Source organism: Vibrio tapetis subsp. quintayensis (genome assembly GCF_030409945.1).
GTDB lineage: Bacteria > Pseudomonadota > Gammaproteobacteria > Enterobacterales > Vibrionaceae > Vibrio > Vibrio quintayensis.
In genome coordinates this window covers 107,222-124,885 of record NZ_JAUFQV010000014.1, presented here as the reverse complement: position 1 = coordinate 124,885, position 17,664 = coordinate 107,222, and the positions used below count along the sequence as shown (strand labels likewise).

General features: G+C 44.7%; 19 protein-coding genes. All 19 read left to right on the top strand.

All coding sequences use genetic code 11. The features are described 5' to 3' along the window. Positions 1-43: 43 nt before the first annotated feature. The 19 genes from trmJ to der all read left to right on the top strand — a co-directional run bounded on the left by trmJ (position 44) and on the right by der (position 17,655). Complete coding sequence (trmJ, locus tag QWZ04_RS07290; protein WP_290326478.1) at positions 44-775, top strand: tRNA (cytosine(32)/uridine(32)-2'-O)-methyltransferase TrmJ; 732 nt, start codon at positions 44-46, stop codon at positions 773-775. A 112-nt stretch (positions 776-887) separates the two neighbouring features. Then, a complete protein-coding gene (iscR, locus tag QWZ04_RS07285; RefSeq protein ID WP_290326477.1) occupies positions 888-1,394 on the top strand; it encodes a Fe-S cluster assembly transcriptional regulator IscR in 507 nt (168 codons plus the stop codon). Positions 1,395-1,426: 32 nt separating this feature from the next. Continuing rightward, entirely contained in the window at positions 1,427-2,641 is a 1,215-nt protein-coding gene (locus QWZ04_RS07280; RefSeq protein ID WP_290326476.1) for an IscS subfamily cysteine desulfurase, read from the top strand. Between the two features lie 32 nt (positions 2,642-2,673). Continuing rightward, on the top strand, positions 2,674-3,057 hold the full coding sequence (iscU, locus tag QWZ04_RS07275) for a Fe-S cluster assembly scaffold IscU (RefSeq protein WP_290326475.1): 384 nt from the start codon (positions 2,674-2,676) through the stop codon (positions 3,055-3,057). Between the two features lie 65 nt (positions 3,058-3,122). Continuing rightward, positions 3,123-3,446 (top strand): iron-sulfur cluster assembly protein IscA, encoded by a 324-nt coding sequence (gene iscA / locus QWZ04_RS07270; protein ID WP_102522949.1) that lies wholly within the window; start codon positions 3,123-3,125, stop codon positions 3,444-3,446. Between the two features lie 142 nt (positions 3,447-3,588). Next, on the top strand, positions 3,589-4,104 hold the full coding sequence (gene hscB / locus QWZ04_RS07265) for a co-chaperone HscB (RefSeq protein WP_290326474.1): 516 nt from the start codon (positions 3,589-3,591) through the stop codon (positions 4,102-4,104). 13 nt (positions 4,105-4,117) lie between these two features. Then, a complete protein-coding gene (hscA, locus tag QWZ04_RS07260; protein WP_290326473.1) occupies positions 4,118-5,971 on the top strand; it encodes a Fe-S protein assembly chaperone HscA in 1,854 nt (617 codons plus the stop codon). 24 nt (positions 5,972-5,995) lie between these two features. Then, entirely contained in the window at positions 5,996-6,334 is a 339-nt protein-coding gene (gene fdx / locus QWZ04_RS07255; RefSeq protein WP_290326472.1) for an ISC system 2Fe-2S type ferredoxin, read from the top strand. Between the two features lie 101 nt (positions 6,335-6,435). Continuing rightward, complete coding sequence (iscX, locus tag QWZ04_RS07250; protein ID WP_290326471.1) at positions 6,436-6,636, top strand: Fe-S cluster assembly protein IscX; 201 nt, start codon at positions 6,436-6,438, stop codon at positions 6,634-6,636. 191 nt (positions 6,637-6,827) lie between these two features. Beyond that, on the top strand, positions 6,828-8,117 hold the full coding sequence (pepB, locus tag QWZ04_RS07245; RefSeq protein WP_290326470.1) for an aminopeptidase PepB: 1,290 nt from the start codon (positions 6,828-6,830) through the stop codon (positions 8,115-8,117). 78 nt (positions 8,118-8,195) lie between these two features. Continuing rightward, positions 8,196-8,627 carry a nucleoside-diphosphate kinase gene (ndk, locus tag QWZ04_RS07240; protein ID WP_290326469.1) on the top strand — a complete coding sequence of 144 codons (432 nt, stop codon included), beginning with the start codon at positions 8,196-8,198 and terminating at the stop codon, positions 8,625-8,627. A gap of 218 nt (positions 8,628-8,845) precedes the next feature. Beyond that, positions 8,846-9,964, top strand: a complete 1,119-nt coding sequence (gene rlmN / locus QWZ04_RS07235) for a dual-specificity RNA methyltransferase RlmN (RefSeq protein ID WP_290326468.1) — start codon at positions 8,846-8,848, stop codon at positions 9,962-9,964. A gap of 36 nt (positions 9,965-10,000) precedes the next feature. Beyond that, a complete protein-coding gene (pilW, locus tag QWZ04_RS07230; RefSeq protein ID WP_290326466.1) occupies positions 10,001-10,771 on the top strand; it encodes a type IV pilus biogenesis/stability protein PilW in 771 nt (256 codons plus the stop codon). After that, complete coding sequence (gene rodZ / locus QWZ04_RS07225; RefSeq protein ID WP_290326464.1) at positions 10,746-11,762, top strand: cytoskeleton protein RodZ; 1,017 nt, start codon at positions 10,746-10,748, stop codon at positions 11,760-11,762. Before pilW ends, rodZ begins: the two co-directional genes overlap by 26 nt. 8 nt (positions 11,763-11,770) lie before the next feature. Next, positions 11,771-12,895, top strand: coding sequence for a flavodoxin-dependent (E)-4-hydroxy-3-methylbut-2-enyl-diphosphate synthase (gene ispG / locus QWZ04_RS07220; protein ID WP_290326462.1), 1,125 nt, complete (start codon positions 11,771-11,773; stop codon positions 12,893-12,895). Positions 12,896-12,959: 64 nt separating this feature from the next. Next, a complete protein-coding gene (gene hisS / locus QWZ04_RS07215) occupies positions 12,960-14,228 on the top strand; it encodes a histidine--tRNA ligase (RefSeq protein WP_290326460.1) in 1,269 nt (422 codons plus the stop codon). Between the two features lie 12 nt (positions 14,229-14,240). After that, positions 14,241-14,855: a YfgM family protein gene (locus QWZ04_RS07210; RefSeq protein WP_290326458.1), complete on the top strand. Its 615-nt coding sequence runs from the start codon at positions 14,241-14,243 to the stop codon at positions 14,853-14,855. Between the two features lie 12 nt (positions 14,856-14,867). Further along, entirely contained in the window at positions 14,868-16,025 is a 1,158-nt protein-coding gene (gene bamB / locus QWZ04_RS07205) for an outer membrane protein assembly factor BamB (protein WP_290326456.1), read from the top strand. 142 nt (positions 16,026-16,167) lie between these two features. Then, positions 16,168-17,655, top strand: coding sequence for a ribosome biogenesis GTPase Der (gene der / locus QWZ04_RS07200; RefSeq protein WP_290326454.1), 1,488 nt, complete (start codon positions 16,168-16,170; stop codon positions 17,653-17,655). Positions 17,656-17,664 lie beyond the last annotated feature (9 nt).

The window sequence follows — 17,664 nt, the reverse complement described above, 5'->3', positions numbered from 1 at the left end:
ATGGTACTATTTCGCCGTTTGAAATTAGGTGGTGTAGTTAAGCATGTTAGACAATGTAAAGGTCGTTCTGGTTGGAACTTCGCATTCCGGCAATATTGGTAGTGCAGCTCGTGCAATGAAAGTCATGGGGCTAACCAATATGGTATTGGTTGCTCCTCAATGTGAAGTGGACGCTCAAACTGTTGCATTAGCCGCAGGCGCGAGTGACATCGCTTTGAATGCCAAGATTGTAGGCACGTTAGAAGAAGCAGTAGCAGACTGTGGTTTAGTTGTCGGCTCAAGTGCACGTTCTCGTACTCTAGAGTGGCCGATGTTGGAACCTAGAGAGTGCGGAGAAAAATTTGTCCTTGAAGGTGAATCTCATCCGGTTGCACTTGTGTTCGGCCGTGAGCGCACTGGTTTAACTAACGAAGAACTGCAAACTTGTCACTACCATGTGTGCATCCCTGCAAACCCTGAATACAGTTCGCTGAATCTAGCAATGGCAGTACAAACTTTATCGTACGAAATTCGAGTCGCGCATCTAGCCAAACTTGAAAGTCAGTTTTCAGAAAAACCACAATTGGATTACCCACGTCACAAAGAGCTAGAGATGTTCTATGAACACCTTGAAAAAGTGATCATTAAAACCCAGTTTATAGATGAGGATAATCCTGGTCAGGTTATGAATAAGATTAAACGCTTATTCAGTCGAGCGAGACCTGAAAAGCAGGAACTGAACATTCTTCGCGGGATTTTGACTTCCGTTGAAAACCAAGATTTGCATGAAAAATAACCTTTTTATCTAGGGGTTAAATACCTGACTATTTTAGTCAAATAAATAGTTGACTAAAATAGTCAGGTATGGAAAAATCTAATCCACATACTTAAAGTGGATACCGTGTGATATGAGACTTACATCTAAAGGAAGATATGCAGTAACTGCGATGTTAGACGTTGCACTGCATTCGCAACAAAACCCAGTACCATTGGCTGACATCTCTGAACGTCAGGGGATCTCTCTTTCCTATTTAGAGCAGCTTTTCTCAAAGCTTCGTAAGGCTGGGCTTGTTTCTAGTGTACGTGGTCCTGGTGGTGGTTACCGTTTAGGTGTTGCTCCTCACGATATTGCTGTCGGCATGGTGATTGCTGCTGTTGATGAATCTGTTGACGCAACTAAGTGTAATGGTAAAGGTGACTGTCAAGGTGGCACTCGCTGCTTAACTCATACACTGTGGCGCGATTTAAGTACAAGAATTAGCGGCTTCCTTAACAACATCACTCTAGGCGAGTTGATGGTTGATAATGAAGTGCTTGAGATTTCAGATCGTCAGGACATTGGTCTGACGGTCAATCATGGGTTTGGACAAAAAACTACAAGCGCCGCTCCCATCGGTGCCAATGCTCGCTCATAAGTAGCGGCAATGTCTGTACATTGGAGTAATAAATGAAACTGCCTATATATTTTGACTACTCAGCTACTTGCCCAGTAGATCCGCGTGTTGCTGAAAAAATGGTTCAGTATATGACGATGGATGGTACTTTTGGTAACCCAGCATCGCGATCTCATCGCTATGGCTGGCAGGCAGAAGAAGCAGTAGACACGGCACGTGAGCAAATTGCAGATTTGCTTAACGCAGACCCAAGAGAAATCGTTTTCACATCTGGCGCAACAGAATCAGATAACCTTGCTATTAAAGGTGCTGCGCACTTTTACAGCAAGAAAGGTAAGCACATCATTACCTGCAAGACTGAGCACAAAGCGGTGCTTGATCCGTGTCGTCAACTTGAGCGTGAAGGGTTTGAAGTTACTTACCTTGAGCCGGAAAGCAACGGTATTATCGATCTTGCAAAACTAGAAGCTGCAATGCGTGAAGACACCGTATTAGTTTCTATTATGCATGTGAATAACGAAATTGGTGTTATCCAAGATGTCGCGACTATTGGTGAAATGTGCCGCTCACGTAAAATCGTTTTTCATGTCGATGCAGCGCAAAGTGCCGGTAAAATTCCAGTAGACGTACAAGAGATGAAAATTGACCTTATCTCGATGTCGGCGCACAAGATGTACGGGCCGAAAGGTATCGGCGCATTGTATGTTCGTCGTAAGCCTCGCATTCGCCTAGAAGCACAAATGCACGGTGGTGGTCATGAGCGTGGTTTCCGTTCAGGCACACTGCCGACTCACCAAATCGTGGGTATGGGAGAAGCGTGTCGTATTGCTAAAGAAGAAATGCAATTCGACCAGCAGCACGCAAAAACACTGCGTGACCGTATGCTTAAAGGCTTAGACGGTATGGAAGCCCTAACCATTAATGGTGACTTAGAGCAACGTACTGCTACAAACCTAAACATCAGCTTTGCTTTTGTTGAAGGTGAGTCTTTGCTAATGGCACTTAAAGATTTAGCTGTTTCATCAGGTTCAGCATGTACATCTGCAAGCCTTGAGCCATCTTATGTACTTCGTGCATTAGGCCTTAATGATGAACTAGCACACAGTTCAGTTCGTTTTTCTTTCGGTCGTTTTACGACGGCAGAAGAAATCGACTACGCCGTTGAGCAAATTCGCGTAGCGGTAGATAAATTACGCGACATGTCTCCTCTATGGGATATGTACAAGGAAGGGGTTGATTTGGACACGGTTGAGTGGGCTCATCACTAATTCCCCAAAGTAGAGGATTCGAGGTATAAATTATGGCTTATAGCGAAAAAGTAATCGATCATTACGAAAACCCACGCAACGTTGGTTCTTTTGACAAAGAAGATCCATCAATTGGTAGCGGCATGGTTGGCGCGCCAGCATGTGGTGATGTAATGAAACTGCAGATAAAAGTATCTCCAGAGGGCATCATTGAAGATGCTAAGTTTAAAACATACGGTTGTGGTAGTGCGATTGCATCAAGCTCACTTGTAACTGAATGGGTTAAAGGCAAAAGCATTGATGAAGCTGCAGAGATTAAAAACTCTGAAATTGCAGAAGAACTAGAACTGCCTCCAGTTAAAGTTCACTGCTCAATTTTGGCAGAAGACGCAATTAAAGCGGCAGTTTCTGACTACAAGAAAAAGCATCAAGCATAATAAATTGAGCCGACGAGACGTTGGCTCATAGTTGATAGACATTAAGATAAGCTAAAGGTTGTACGATGGCCATCACGATGACAGATGCGGCAGCAGGCCGTGTTCGCTCTTTCATAGAAAACCGCGGTAAAGGGCTTGGCCTTAGACTTGGCGTGAAAACGACGGGCTGTTCCGGAATGGCGTATGTTCTTGAATTTGTCGATGAGTTGGACGAAGGTGATCAAATGTTTGAGCACGATGGTGTGAATATCATCATTGATGCAAAAAGCTTAGTTTACCTTGACGGCACCGAGCTCGACTTCGTAAAAGAAGGGCTTAATGAAGGTTTTGAGTTCAACAACCCGAACGCGAAAAGCGAATGTGGTTGTGGTGAAAGCTTCAACGTATAGCCAATTTGAGCCGATGAGAAGCGCAGTTTGACTGCGTTTCTTTATTTCTAGCTCACGGTTTAGTTTGTAGCCATTGTTGAACGCCTTTCCCATTGCTACTATCACACTCCAATATCGCCTCACTCTGGTTGAGAATACACCAATGAATCATTTCGAATTATTCGGCTTGCCAACTCAGTTTAATCTGGATACTGCTCATTTATCTGCTCAGTTTCGCGAGCTACAAAAGCGCTTTCACCCAGATAAATATGCAACGGCGTCAGAACGTGACCGTCTACTTGCTGTGCAAAAAGCAGCGCAAATCAATGATGCATATCAGGTGTTAAAGCAGCCAATTTCACGTGCAGAGTATTTGTTATCTGAGTTGGGTATCGATATTCGCAATGAACAAAATACCATGCAAGATCCTGCTTTCTTAATGGAACAGATGGAATTGCGTGAAGAGTTGGAACAGATAGAATCAAGCTCGGAGCCTGAATCCAAGTTATTCGATTTTGAGCAAACTGTAAGTAAGATGTATAAATCTCACTTAGAGGCTCTGCAACAGGCATTAGCAGATAAGCAGCTTGACCAAGCGGCAAGCGGGATCCGAAAGCTAAAATTTATAGCCAAACTTAATAATGAAGTTGAGCAACTCGAAGATCGCTTGCTCGGTTAATAAAGGAATTTCCATGGCATTACTTCAGATAGCAGAACCAGGTCAAAGCTCTGCTCCCCATGAACAAAAATTAGCCGTAGGTATTGATCTCGGTACAACAAACTCTTTGGTTGCGTCGGTACGCAGTGGGGAAGCGAAGCCTTTACCGGATGAAAACGGCCACAATATACTGCCTTCCGTTGTGTACTACGGTGAAAGTGAGCTGAAAGTGGGTATGGCTGCTCGCTTCCACGCACAAAGTGAACCGACTCAAACGGTTATTTCTGCAAAGCGTTTAATTGGACGTTCTCTTGCTGATATTCAGCAGCGTTACCCAACTTTGCCTTACCAATTACGTGCAAGTGACAATGGCTTGCCTTTGCTTGAAACACAGCAAGGCGACGTTAACCCTATTCAAGTTTCGGCTGAAATTCTAAAAGCGCTTTCGGCTCGAGCTGAAGCGAGTTTAGGTGGGGAACTGAGTGGTGTTGTGATTACTGTCCCTGCTTATTTTGATGACGCCCAGCGTGCAGGCACTAAAGATGCTGCTCAACTAGCTGGATTAAAAGTATTGCGCTTATTAAATGAACCAACAGCTGCGGCAATTGCTTATGGTCTAGACAGTGCTCAAGAGGGCGTTATCGCCGTTTACGATTTAGGCGGGGGTACCTTTGATATCTCTATCTTACGTTTGTCTAAGGGCGTATTTGAGGTATTAGCAACAGGTGGTGATTCAGCGCTAGGTGGTGATGATTTTGATCATCTTTTAGCGGAACACTTCAAACAACAGATGGGCCTAGATAGCGAGCTTTCTGCTAGCCAAAATCGTGCTTTGTTAGATGCCGCAACCGATGCGAAAGTTGCCCTGTCTGAGCACGATAAAGTTGGAGTTTCTGTTTTAGATTGGCAAGGTGAGCTAACGAGAGATACATTTGAATCACTGATTCAGCCTTTAGTTAAGAAAACCCTTTTAGCATGTCGTCGTGCGTTGAAAGACGCGTCTATTGACAGCGAAGAAGTGCAAGAAGTGGTGATGGTCGGTGGATCAACCCGCACTCTTCTCGTTCGAAATATGGTTGGTGATTTCTTTGGCCGAGCACCATTAACGAGTATTAACCCGGATGAAGTTGTCGCGATAGGCGCAGCCATTCAAGCCGATATCCTAGTGGGTAATAAGCCTGATTCTGAAATGTTGCTATTGGATGTGATTCCGCTGTCGTTAGGAATTGAAACCATGGGTGGTTTGGTTGAGAAAATTATCCCAAGAAACACCACAATCCCAGTAGCTAAAGCGCAAGAGTTTACCACCTTTAAAGATGGTCAAACGGGCATGTTAGTGCACGTGGCTCAAGGTGAACGTGAACTGATTGATGACTGTCGTTCACTGGCAAAATTCTCGCTGAAGGGCATCCCTCCGATGGCCGCTGGCGCAGCGCATATCCGCGTGACTTATCAAGTGGATGCTGATGGTTTGCTATCAGTCACCGCGATGGAGAAAAGCACCGGTGTTCAAGCTGAAATTCAAGTTAAACCTTCTTACGGCTTAAGTGATGATGAAGTCACCAATATGCTTCGAGATTCGATGACGTTTGCAAAAGACGATATGTTGGCTCGTGCTCTTGCCGAGCAACGTGTTGAGGCTGACCGGGTTATAGAAGGGTTATTGGCGGCACTGCAGGTAGATGGTGATGATCTTCTATCTGACCAGGAACGCCAACAGTTATTAGCGTCAATTGAAGCCCTTATTGTGCTAAGAAACGCTGATGATGCCGATGCCATTGAGCAAGGTATCAAAAAAACCGACGCGGCAAGCCAAGACTTTGCTTCTCGTCGAATGGATAAGTCGATCCGCGCTGCACTAGCAGGGCAATCAGTAGATAATATTTAATTTACAATCAGTAGAGAATTTAACATGCCTAAAATTATCGTATTACCGCATGAAGACTTGTGCCCAGAAGGTGCGGTACTTGAAGCTGAAACAGGTCAATCTGTTTTAGATGTCGCTTTAAAAAATGGCATCGGCATTGAGCATGCATGTGAGAAGGTTTGTGCCTGTACAACATGCCACATTGTCATTCGTGAGGGTTTTGATTCACTAGAAGAAAGTGATGAACTAGAAGATGACATGCTTGATAAAGCCTGGGGACTAGAGCCTGAGTCGCGCCTTGGTTGCCAAGCGAAAGTGGCGAGTGAAGACTTAGTCGTTGAGATCCCGAAATACACGGTGAATCACGCGTCGGAAGATCACTAAGAGTAAAGGTGAACACACAATTCGTTTCGCCCACTAGAATACAAATGGGCGAATCGTTTCTGATGTTATTTCTAGATTCACATAAATAATAAGGATATGCCATGAGCTTAAAATGGACTGATTCGCGAGATATAGCGATAGAGCTTTGTGATTTATACCCAGATACGGATCCAAAAACCGTACGATTCACTGATCTGCACAGTTGGATCTGTAACTTAGAAGACTTCGATGACGAGCCAAACCGTTCAAATGAGAAGATCTTAGAAGCGGTAATTTTATGTTGGATGGACGAAGCCGATTAGCCATAAGGCAAGTTAGTGATTTTTGCTCTGCATAGAGTTAACACTATTTAGAAAAAACGAACCGTTTGGTTCGTTTTTTTTTGCAAACTGATATTTTCCAATGAACATAATGTTAACATCATTGAGTCAAATATTTAGACCCGTCATTCAACCAACAGCGTAACATTCGCGCTGTTGTACAAGGAGAAAGCATGTCTACTCAAATGCCCGTATTTTTATCTCACGAAGCGGCACTTCCTCATTGGGGCGAAAAAGCCTTGCTGTCTTTTGGTGAGTCAGGCGCAACAGTTCATGTGACAGAAAACACGCTAGACAACGTTCAACGTGCTGGCCGAAAATTAGATGGCCAAGGCATCAAAGTCGTATCACTTCAAGGTGATAACTGGGGTCTAGAAACCATTTGGGCTTTTTACCAAGGTTTCCGCAATTCAAAAAATTCGCACAAAGTGGAATGGCAAGCGCTAGAAGAAGCGGATCAATCTGAATTAACTGCACGCATTAAAGCAGGTGATTGGGTTCGCAACGTTATTAATAAAAGTGCTGAAGAAGTGGCTCCGCGCCAACTTGCGACAATGGCGGGTGAGTTCATTAAATCACTGGCACCTAAGCACGTAACATTTCGCATTGTAAAAGATAAAGATCTACTTACTGAGGGCTGGACGGGTATTTATGCCGTTGGTCGAGGCTCTGAACGTACATCAGCCATGCTGCAATTGGATTACAATCCAACAGGCGATGAAAATGCACCGGTATACGCGTGTTTGGTTGGTAAAGGCATTACCTTTGATTCTGGTGGCTACAGTTTAAAGCCATCAGGTTTCATGGATGCAATGAAGTCTGATATGGGCGGTGCAGGTACCATTACTGGCGGGCTAGGTTTAGCTATCATGCGTGGTTTGAACAAACGCGTTAAGTTGATCCTGTGTTGTGCAGAAAACATGGTGTCAGGTCGTGCGTTCAAACTGGGCGACATCATCACCTATAAAAACGGCAAAACAGTAGAAATCATGAATACTGATGCAGAAGGTCGTTTGGTTCTGGCGGATGGTCTGCTATTTGCTAGCGAGCAAAACCCTGAATTGATCATCGACTGCGCTACGCTAACAGGTGCAGCAAAAAATGCACTAGGTAACGATTACCACGCTCTGCTTAGTTTTGATGATGAATTGGCTCATCAAGCTCTATCTTCTGCAAACAGCGAGTCGGAAGGCTTATGGCCACTGCCGCTCGCAGATTTCCATCGCAGTATGTTGCCATCAAATTTTGCTGACATGTCAAACATCAGCAGTGGTCAATATTCACCAGGTGCAAGCACAGCGGCTGCATTCTTATCTTATTTTGTTGATGACTACAAAAAGGGTTGGCTGCATTTTGATTGTGCGGGCACTTACCGTAAAGCGGCCAGTGATAAGTGGTCGGCAGGTGCGACGGGAATGGGTGTTCGCACTTTAGCCCGAGTACTGGTTGATCAAGCAAAATAAGACCACATATAACAATAAGGGTGGGGAATGTTTTCATTTACCCACCTCATTATAACTACACAAAGTAAAGGACATCTTATGGCTCTAGAAAGAACTTTCTCTATCGTAAAACCAGACGCAGTGAAGCGAGATCTGATCGGAGAAATTTACCACCGTATTGAAAAGGCAGGGCTGAAAATCGTTGCTGCCAAAATGCTGCATTTAACCAAAGAACAAGCAGCTGGTTTTTATGCAGAGCATGAAGGAAAACCATTTTTTGAAGACCTACAAGCGTTCATGATCTCGGGGCCAATCATGGTTCAAGTTCTTGAGGGTGACGACGCGATTGCTAATTACCGCGAATTAATGGGTAAAACGAACCCAGAAGAAGCGGCTACCGGTACTATCCGTGCAGACTACGCGTTAAGCATGCGCCATAACTCTGTTCATGGCAGTGACAGCCCTGAATCAGCAGCTCGTGAAATTGAATACTTTTTCCCGCAATCTGAAATTTGCCCAAGACCAGAATAGTGTTATAGTTAAAGCGGCTGTAAGCCTTTTTTAGAAGGCCGTGCCGCTTTACTTTCCCTCTCTAATCGCACGCTTCCCATCCTTACTCTATTCTGTGTGATTTTTAACCTTTCCAAATTAAATGCTTACTAATACCCTTAGTTTCTACCCCTTGTTGTTACTGGGTAAAGGCTGTACAATTCGCGCCCTTAAATCTTGTTCCGTTGTTGAGAGGCACCATGACCACAGCTAAAGTCAATCTACTCGATTTTGATCGTAAAGGGCTACGCAAATACTTTGTTGAAGAACTGGGTGAAAAAGCGTTTCGCGCTGATCAAATCATGAAGTGGATCTACCATTTCGGTTGTGATGATTTCGGTCAAATGAACAACATCAACAAAAAGCTACGTGAGAAACTAGAGCGTGTTGCTGAAATTCGAGCGCCTTACGTTTCTGAAGCATTACACTCTACCGATGGCACCATTAAATGGGCAATGCGCGTTGGTGATCAAGACGTAGAAACGGTTTATATTCCAGATGAAGATCGTGCCACATTATGTGTTTCTTCTCAGGTAGGTTGTGCTCTTGAATGTAAGTTCTGTTCAACTGGGCAACAAGGTTTTAACCGTAACCTAAAAGTATCAGAAATTATTGGTCAGGTTTGGCGTGCAGCACGTGAAATTGGACTACAAAAAGAAACAGGTCGTCGTCCAATCACTAACATCGTAATGATGGGCATGGGCGAGCCACTGTTGAACATGAAAAACCTAATTCCAGCACTAGAAATCATGCTAGATGATTTGGGTTTCGGCTTGTCTAAGCGCCGAGTAACGGTCTCTACTTCTGGTGTGGTTTCTGGCCTTGATCAGATGACGGATGTTATTGATGTCGCGCTCGCTATTTCATTGCATGCGCCAACCGATGAATTGCGCAGTGAAATCATGCCAATTAACGATCGTTGGAACATTGAAGAATTTTTGGTATCTGTTCGTCGTTACATTGCATCAACTAACGCTAACCGTGGCCGAGTTACCGTCGAATATGTATTGCTTGATCATGTTAATGACGACATGCAACATGCAAGACAACTCGCAGAACTCTTAAAAGATACGCCCGCGAAGATAAATTTGATTCCATTCAACCCTTATCCTGGTTCACCATACCTGAAGCCAAGTAATTCTCGTATCGACCGTTTCATGAAAACGTTGATGGAGTATGACTTTACGGTAACCGTACGTAAGACTCGTGGCGACGATATCGATGCGGCATGTGGTCAGTTGGTCGGTGATGTGATTGACCGCACGAAGCGTACAAAAATGAAGCAAAACGGGGAACCAATTCCGGTCAAATCAATCTGATTAGATGATTGGCTCCCTTAACAGTAAGGGAGTGTGATGTTTGCTAGGTTTGCGTATATATTTCTGGTCTGTTTACTAGTAGGCTGTGTTACAGTTACTGATAGTCCAGTAGATTCTGGATTTGATAGACACAAAGCTGCGGAAGCTCGAATCAGTCTGGGGTTAAGCTATTTAGAGTCGCAAGACATGGTCAAAGCAAGAGAAAATCTTGAAATGGCCCTAAGTTACGCTCCAGATTACTATCGAACTCTGATCGCCATTGCGCACTTTTACCAAGCGGTAGGAGATACGCAAAAAGCAGAAGACGCTTACCGAACAGCATTAAGGGAGTCTCCAAAGAATGGTGACGTGCTTAATAACTATGGTGCATTCTTGTGTAAAATCGGCCAATACCAAAAGGCTGATGCATTCTTTAACCAAGCTATTGAGCAACCGTATTACTATCTGATTGCTGCCAGTTATCAAAACGCCGCTATGTGCGCGCTGAAAAGTGGCAATCGAGACTATGCGGAGCACTATTTCCGCCTTTCTTTGGCTCATGACCCGTATCGAGTCGTTTCTATGCTTCAACTGTCGCAGTTAGAAGTTCAAAGAGACCAACATCAATCGGCACGGGTTAGACTGTTGAAATTCCATAATCGGTTTGGATACAAACCAGCCAGTTTAGGTTTGCTCATTGAATTAGAAACAAAAGCGGGCAACGAAAGCATGGCAGATCAGTATGCGAGCATACTGGCAACAAAGTATCCAGACTCGATTCAATATCAGAAGTATGTCACGAATGAGTACGGAACAAACCGAGAATAACAATGTAGCGCCTAAGCAACAGCCTGGGACGGTATTAAAATTAAAACGCGAATCTCTAGGTTGGTCCCAACAAGAGATAGCAGACAGATTGCGCCTTAGAGTCTCTGTCATTGAGAACATTGAAAGTAACGACTTTAAAGCCGACCAAGTAGCCACCTTTACCCGTGGCTATTTGCGATCTTACGCTAAAGTTGTTGGCCTAAACGAAGAAGAGGTACTCGGATTGTTAACGGGTTCTGGTAATGCAGAACACAAAGAGCAAACCATGCAAAGCTTCTCTCGCAAAACCAATCGTGAAAAACACAATAACCGCGTCATGATGGTGACATGGGGCATCATGATCGCCTTAGCGGGTATTTCTTCGATTTGGTGGTGGCAAAATCAAGAGCAAGACACCCTATCTCCTGCTGAAATAAGTGCTCAGGCCCCTGTAGAAGACTTAATAGAAAGTGATTTACAGCAAGTCGCCGCAGTCGACACAACAGAACAACTGGAACTAGAAGCAACGTTAGCGGCAGATGTACAAGAAAATACAACAGATACTCAGCCTTCAAGTGAACTAAGCCCCGTAGCATCAGAGGCTACCGTTCAAGAAGCCGTTGCTCCTAAAGTAACTCTGGAGGCTTCAACAGACGCTACCGCCTCTGCTATAGCATCTGATGACAAATCAGAACTGGTCGCTCAAAGTGCACTATCCAGCGAATCTGAATCTAAGGCTGTGGTATCTGATACACAAACGACAGACACTGCGCTAGCTCATCAGTTAACGATGGAGTTCAAGGCGGATTGTTGGATTCAAGTGAAAGATGCAAGTGGCAAAACGCTATCGACCGGTGTGAAAAAAGCGGGTCGCAGTATTACATTAGATGGCCAAGCACCATATAACATTATCTTAGGTGCACCTGAGGGTGTCACTATGACTTATGCGAACGAACCTGTAGACCTTTCTGGTTACAGCGCAGGTAAAGTCGCCAGATTCAAATTACCCTAGAAGCGATTATGCAACACGAATCTCCTATTAAACGTCGCAAGTCTACACGTATTTACGTGGGAGACGTGCCTATTGGTGACGGCGCCCCAATTGCGGTGCAGTCAATGACAAACACGCGCACGACAGATGTTGAAGCCACTGTCGCGCAGATCAATGCTCTTATCAATGTTGGTGCGGATATCGTCCGAGTTTCTGTCCCAACAATGGAAGCGGCAGAAGCGTTTAAGCTGATCAAACAGCAAGTTTCTGTGCCTTTGGTCGCGGATATTCATTTTGACTATCGTATTGCGCTTAAAGTGGCTGAGTACGGTGTTGATTGTTTGCGAATTAACCCTGGTAATATTGGCAACGAAGCTCGTATTCGCTCAGTGGTAGATTGCGCTCGTGACAAAAATATTCCGATCCGAATCGGCGTGAATGGTGGGTCTTTAGAAAAAGACATTCAGGTGAAATACACTGAACCGACACCGGCAGCATTAGTTGAATCTGCGATGCGACATGTTGATATTTTGGATCGAATGAACTTCGACCAATTTAAAATCAGTGTGAAAGCATCCGACGTATTCTTAGCGGTTGATTCATATCGATTGCTAGCAAAAGAAATCGACCAACCTTTGCATTTAGGCATTACAGAAGCGGGCGGTGCTCGCGCGGGTTCTGTTAAGTCTGCGGTTGGCCTTGGTATGCTGCTAGCTGAAGGCATTGGTGATACATTACGTGTTTCATTAGCGGCTGATCCTGTTGAAGAGATCAAAGTCGGTTTTGATATATTGAAATCACTGAGAATACGTTCTCGTGGTATCAATTTCATTGCTTGTCCTAGCTGTTCACGCCAAGAATTTGATGTTATCAATACCGTCAATGCACTTGAAGAGCGCCTCGAAGACATCATCACACCAATGGACGTTTCTATCATTGGTTGTGTCGTAAATGGCCCTGGTGAAGCAGAAGTTTCTCATATGGGTATTGCGGGTGGTAACAATAAGAGTGCGTTCTACGAAGATGGTAAACGCCAAAAAGAACGTTTTGACAACGATGATCTTGTCGCCAAGCTTGAAGCTAAAATTCGAGCCAAAGCGTCAATGTTGGATGAAAACCAACGTATCGATGTCACTCAAGTCATAGACAAATAGTCGGCACTTGAGTTTTAGAACTTAACACAATTATCTCAATGAATTACTAAATACGGAAAAAACTGTGGCAAAGACTATTCAAGCAATTCGAGGCATGAACGACTGCCTCCCGACACAATCTCCACTTTGGCAAAAAGTTGAGAACACAGTTAAACATGTAGTCAGCGCATACGGTTACAACGAAGTTCGTATGCCAATCGTTGAGATGACGAACTTGTTTAGCCGCGCTATCGGTGAAGTGACCGATGTTGTTGAAAAAGAAATGTACACCTTTGAAGACCGTAATGGCAGCAGCTTGACCCTTCGCCCAGAAGGCACCGCCGGCTGTGTACGTTCTGGTATTGAAAACGGATTGCTTTACAACCAAGAACAGCGTTTATGGTACATGGGCCCGATGTTCCGTCATGAGCGCCCACAAAAAGGCCGTTACCGTCAATTCCACCAGTGCGGTGTTGAAGTGTTTGGATTGAACGGGCCTGATGTCGACGCCGAACTTATCATGATGACCGCACGTCTTTGGCGTGAACTTGGCATTGATAAGCACGTACGATTAGAGCTTAACTCTATCGGTTCTCTTGATGCGCGCGCTAACTATCGTGTGGCATTGATCGAGTTCTTAGAGCAGCATCTAGACGTATTAGATGACGACTGTAAACGTCGCATGCATACTAACCCACTGCGAGTATTGGACACTAAGAATGCGGATATTCAAGCGATTCTAGTTGATGCTCCGCAGTTGTCAGATTACCTAGACGAAGATTCAAAAGCGCATTTTGCTGGTCTTTGTGAACTTCTTGACGCAGCTGGTATCGAATACCAAGTGAATCAACGTTTAGTTCGTGGCTTAGATTACTACAACCGTACTGTTTTCGAATGGATCACTGAGAGCCTAGGCGCTCAAGGTACTGTTTGTGGTGGTGGCCGTTACGATGGTTTGGTTGAGCAATTAGGCGGCAAAGCAACACCTGCAGTAGGCTTTGCTATGGGGCTTGAGCGTTTAGTTTTAATGCTAGAAGAGCTCGATTTAGCTGAAGTTCGTCGCAGTGTCGATGTCTACATGGTAACGGCGGGTGAAGGTACCCAAGTTGCGGGTATGAAACTAGCAGAACAACTGCGTGAAGAAGTCCCTGGTTTACGAATCATGACGCACTTCGGTGGTGGTAACTTTAAGAAACAATTTAAGCGTGCTGATAAAGTCGGCGCTGCAATTGCCCTAGTGCTTGGCGAAAATGAAGTCGCAGAAAGCAAGGTCGTCGTTAAAGACCTAACTGGTGGTGAACAAACAACCGTTGCTCAAGCAGATTTAGCTGCGCAACTTAAGCATTTGATCTAAAGAGGACAGGACGTGGAACTCTACGATACTGAAGAACAACAAGTAGAAGCCATCAAAGATTGGTGGAAAGAAAATGGTAAAGCAGTAGCACTAGGTGCGGTCGTTGGCCTAGGTGGTATCTTTGGCTGGCGCTATTACCAAGATATGCAGGTGAGCGCTCAAGATGCGGCTTCACAGGCTTATACTTCTGCATTAACAACGCTTCAGGCTCAAGGTGCGGGTGGCATCGAAGCAACTCAAAACTTTATCGATGCAAATGGCGACTCACAATATTCTGTACTGGCCGCTTTGCAACTTGCTAAAGCACAAGTAGACGATGGCGATTTCGACGCAGCACTTAAACAGCTTGAGTGGGCGAAAACCAGCAGTAAAGATGACGCTATTTTGCCTGTTATCTCTTTTAGAATTGCTCGACTTCTTGCTGAGCAAGAGAACTACGACAAAGCGTTTTCTGAATTAGATACGATTACAAGTTCTGATTGGGCTGGGCGTATTGCTGAATTACGTGGTGATATTCTATTGCGTCAAGGTGATGCCGATGGTGCGTATACTGCGTATACAGAAGCTCAGCAACAAACTGATGCAAGCCAAATGCTGAAAGTAAAATTGGACGATCTTGCCAAGTAAGGTGAAAGATAAATGAAAAAGATGCTCAGTAGAGCACTGATGTGCGCCATCGTATTAGGTGGTGTCGTTGGTTGTGCTAGTGAAGAAGATACCATTGTAATGGCACCGCTTCCTGCCGTAGAAAGTCAATTTGTCCCTACAAGTGACTGGTCTGCGTCGGTTGGAGACGGAGTTGGGCATTATTTTTCTAAGCTTAAACCTGTTTATGCTTATGAAAAGGTATTCGTTGCCAGCCGTAATGGTGAGGTAAAGGCATTTGACCCTGAGAACGGTAAAGTAATCTGGAGTCAAGACCTTGAAAAAGTCAGTACTTCTCGCCTCTCTGGTGGTGTGACTGCATCTTACGGAAAATTGTACATAGGTACTGAAAACGGTGAAGTCATTGCACTTGATCAGAAAACGGGTGAAGAGCTGTGGCGAACGCCAGTTGAAGGTGAAGTATTAGCGTCACCAGTAACAGACGCTAACTTTGTTATGGTTCATACCTCGCGTGGTGCGTTGATCGCTTTGGATCAGAGCACTGGCGAAGAAAAGTGGACCATCAGTTCTGAAGTTCCATCGCTCACTTTGCGTGGCGACAGCACACCAGTGGCTATTTCTGGTGGTGTGTTCTGGGGAACAGCGAATGGCCGTTTGGCGGCGGCAATTGTTGAACGAGGCCAATTAATTTGGCAGCAACCTGTTGGAACACCAAAAGGATCTACGGAAATCGATCGCTTGGTGGATTCAGACACCTCACCAATCATTATCGGCGGTACGCTTTATACTGTTGGCATCAATGGCCAATTGGTTGCGATTGACTTGCGTTCTGGTGCGCCTACATGGAAGCGTACGTATTCGTCTGCAACCGATATGGCAACCGATGGCGATCAAATTTATCTCGTTACTGATAAAGATCACCTTGTTGCGGTCGACGCACGAAGCGGAACTGAGATTTGGAGTAATGCACAACTTGAGTATCGTCAACTGACTGGCCCTGCGGTTATTGATGGCAAGTTGGTTGTCGGTGACAGTGAAGGTTACTTGCATTGGCTTGATACCGAGTCAGGTGAGTTTGTTGCACAACAAATGGTTGATAGCAGTGGATTTGCTGTCGGACCTATCAAACTGGACGATGGTTACCTCGTAGTGACTCGTTCTGGTGGTGTAAAGAAACTCCAGATTCAGTAAATAACGTGATACAATTCACATTCGGCTCTTGGCTTTTATAGGTCAAGAGCCGTTTTATTGATAATTAATCCATGTGGTTATAGGTAAATTGACATAAATTTACCTATAACTACATCGTAGAAAAGACATTGTAGAGGTAAATATGACTCCTGTTGTTGCTCTGGTTGGGCGCCCTAACGTTGGTAAGTCGACGCTATTTAACCGTTTGACTCGCACACGTGATGCACTGGTTGCGGACTTTCCTGGTTTAACTAGGGATCGTAAATACGGTCACGCTCATCTAGGCGAACACGAATTTATCGTTATCGATACCGGTGGTATTGACGGTACTGAAGACGGTGTTGAAACCAAAATGGCTGAGCAGTCGCTAGCTGCGATTGATGAAGCTGACGTAGTATTATTTATGGTGGATGGCCGAGCTGGATTGACCCCATCGGATATCGCTATCTCACAACACCTGCGTAAACTTGAAAAACCAGCAATGCTAGTTGTCAACAAAGTTGATGGTATTGATGCTGATGCAGCAAGTGCTGATTTTTGGCAGCTTGGTGTGGAAGACATGTACCAAATCGCAGCGGCGCATGGCCGTGGCGTAACCGCTTTGATTGATCTTGCACTTGACCCATTCGCGGAGAAGTTTTTAGCTGAATCTCGCGAAGGCATCGAAGACCTTACGGGTTTTATCGATGAAGACGAAGAGCAACTAGATTACACTGAAGAAGAAGCTGAAGCTGAATTCCAACGTCTGCAAGATCAACCGATCAAGCTTGCAATCATCGGTCGTCCTAACGTAGGTAAATCGACGCTGACTAACCGAATTTTGGGTGAAGAACGCGTAGTGGTATACGATATGCCAGGAACAACTCGTGATTCTATCTACATTCCGATGCAGCGTGATGAGCGTGAATACGTTCTGATCGACACGGCAGGTGTTCGTCGTCGTAAAAATATCAATGAAACAGTAGAGAAATTCTCTGTTGTTAAAACATTGAAAGCGGTTGAAGATGCGAACGTTGTTTTGCTTATCATTGATGCTCGCGAGAACATCTCAGATCAAGACTTGAGCTTGCTTGGCTTTGCATTGAATGCGGGTCGTTCAATTGTTATCGCCGTCAACAAGTGGGATGGCCTAGACACTGAAGTGAAAGATCGTGTTAAGAAAGAACTGGATCGTCGTCTAGGCTTCGTTGATTTCGCTCGCATTCACTTTATCTCTGCTTTGCACGGTACGGGTGTTGGTAACTTATTCGAGTCAGTTCAAGAAGCGTATAAGTCAGCAACGACACGTGTTGGTACTTCTGTTCTAACTCGTATCATGAAAATGGCACAAGATGATCACCAACCACCAATGGTTCGTGGCCGTCGTGTTAAGCTAAAATACGCGCATGCGGGTGGTTATAACCCACCAATCGTTGTGATTCACGGTAACCAAGTGAATGAACTGCCAGATTCATACAAGCGCTTCTTGATGAACTACTACCGTCGCTCTTTGGAAATTATGGGAACTCCAATCCGTATTCGCTTCCAAAACAGTGATAACCCGTTTGAAGGTAAATCAAACAAAATGACTCTTTCTCAAGAGCGTAAACGCAAGCGCTTGATGTCAGCAGTTAAAGGTCGTAAAAAGTAGTAACGACTC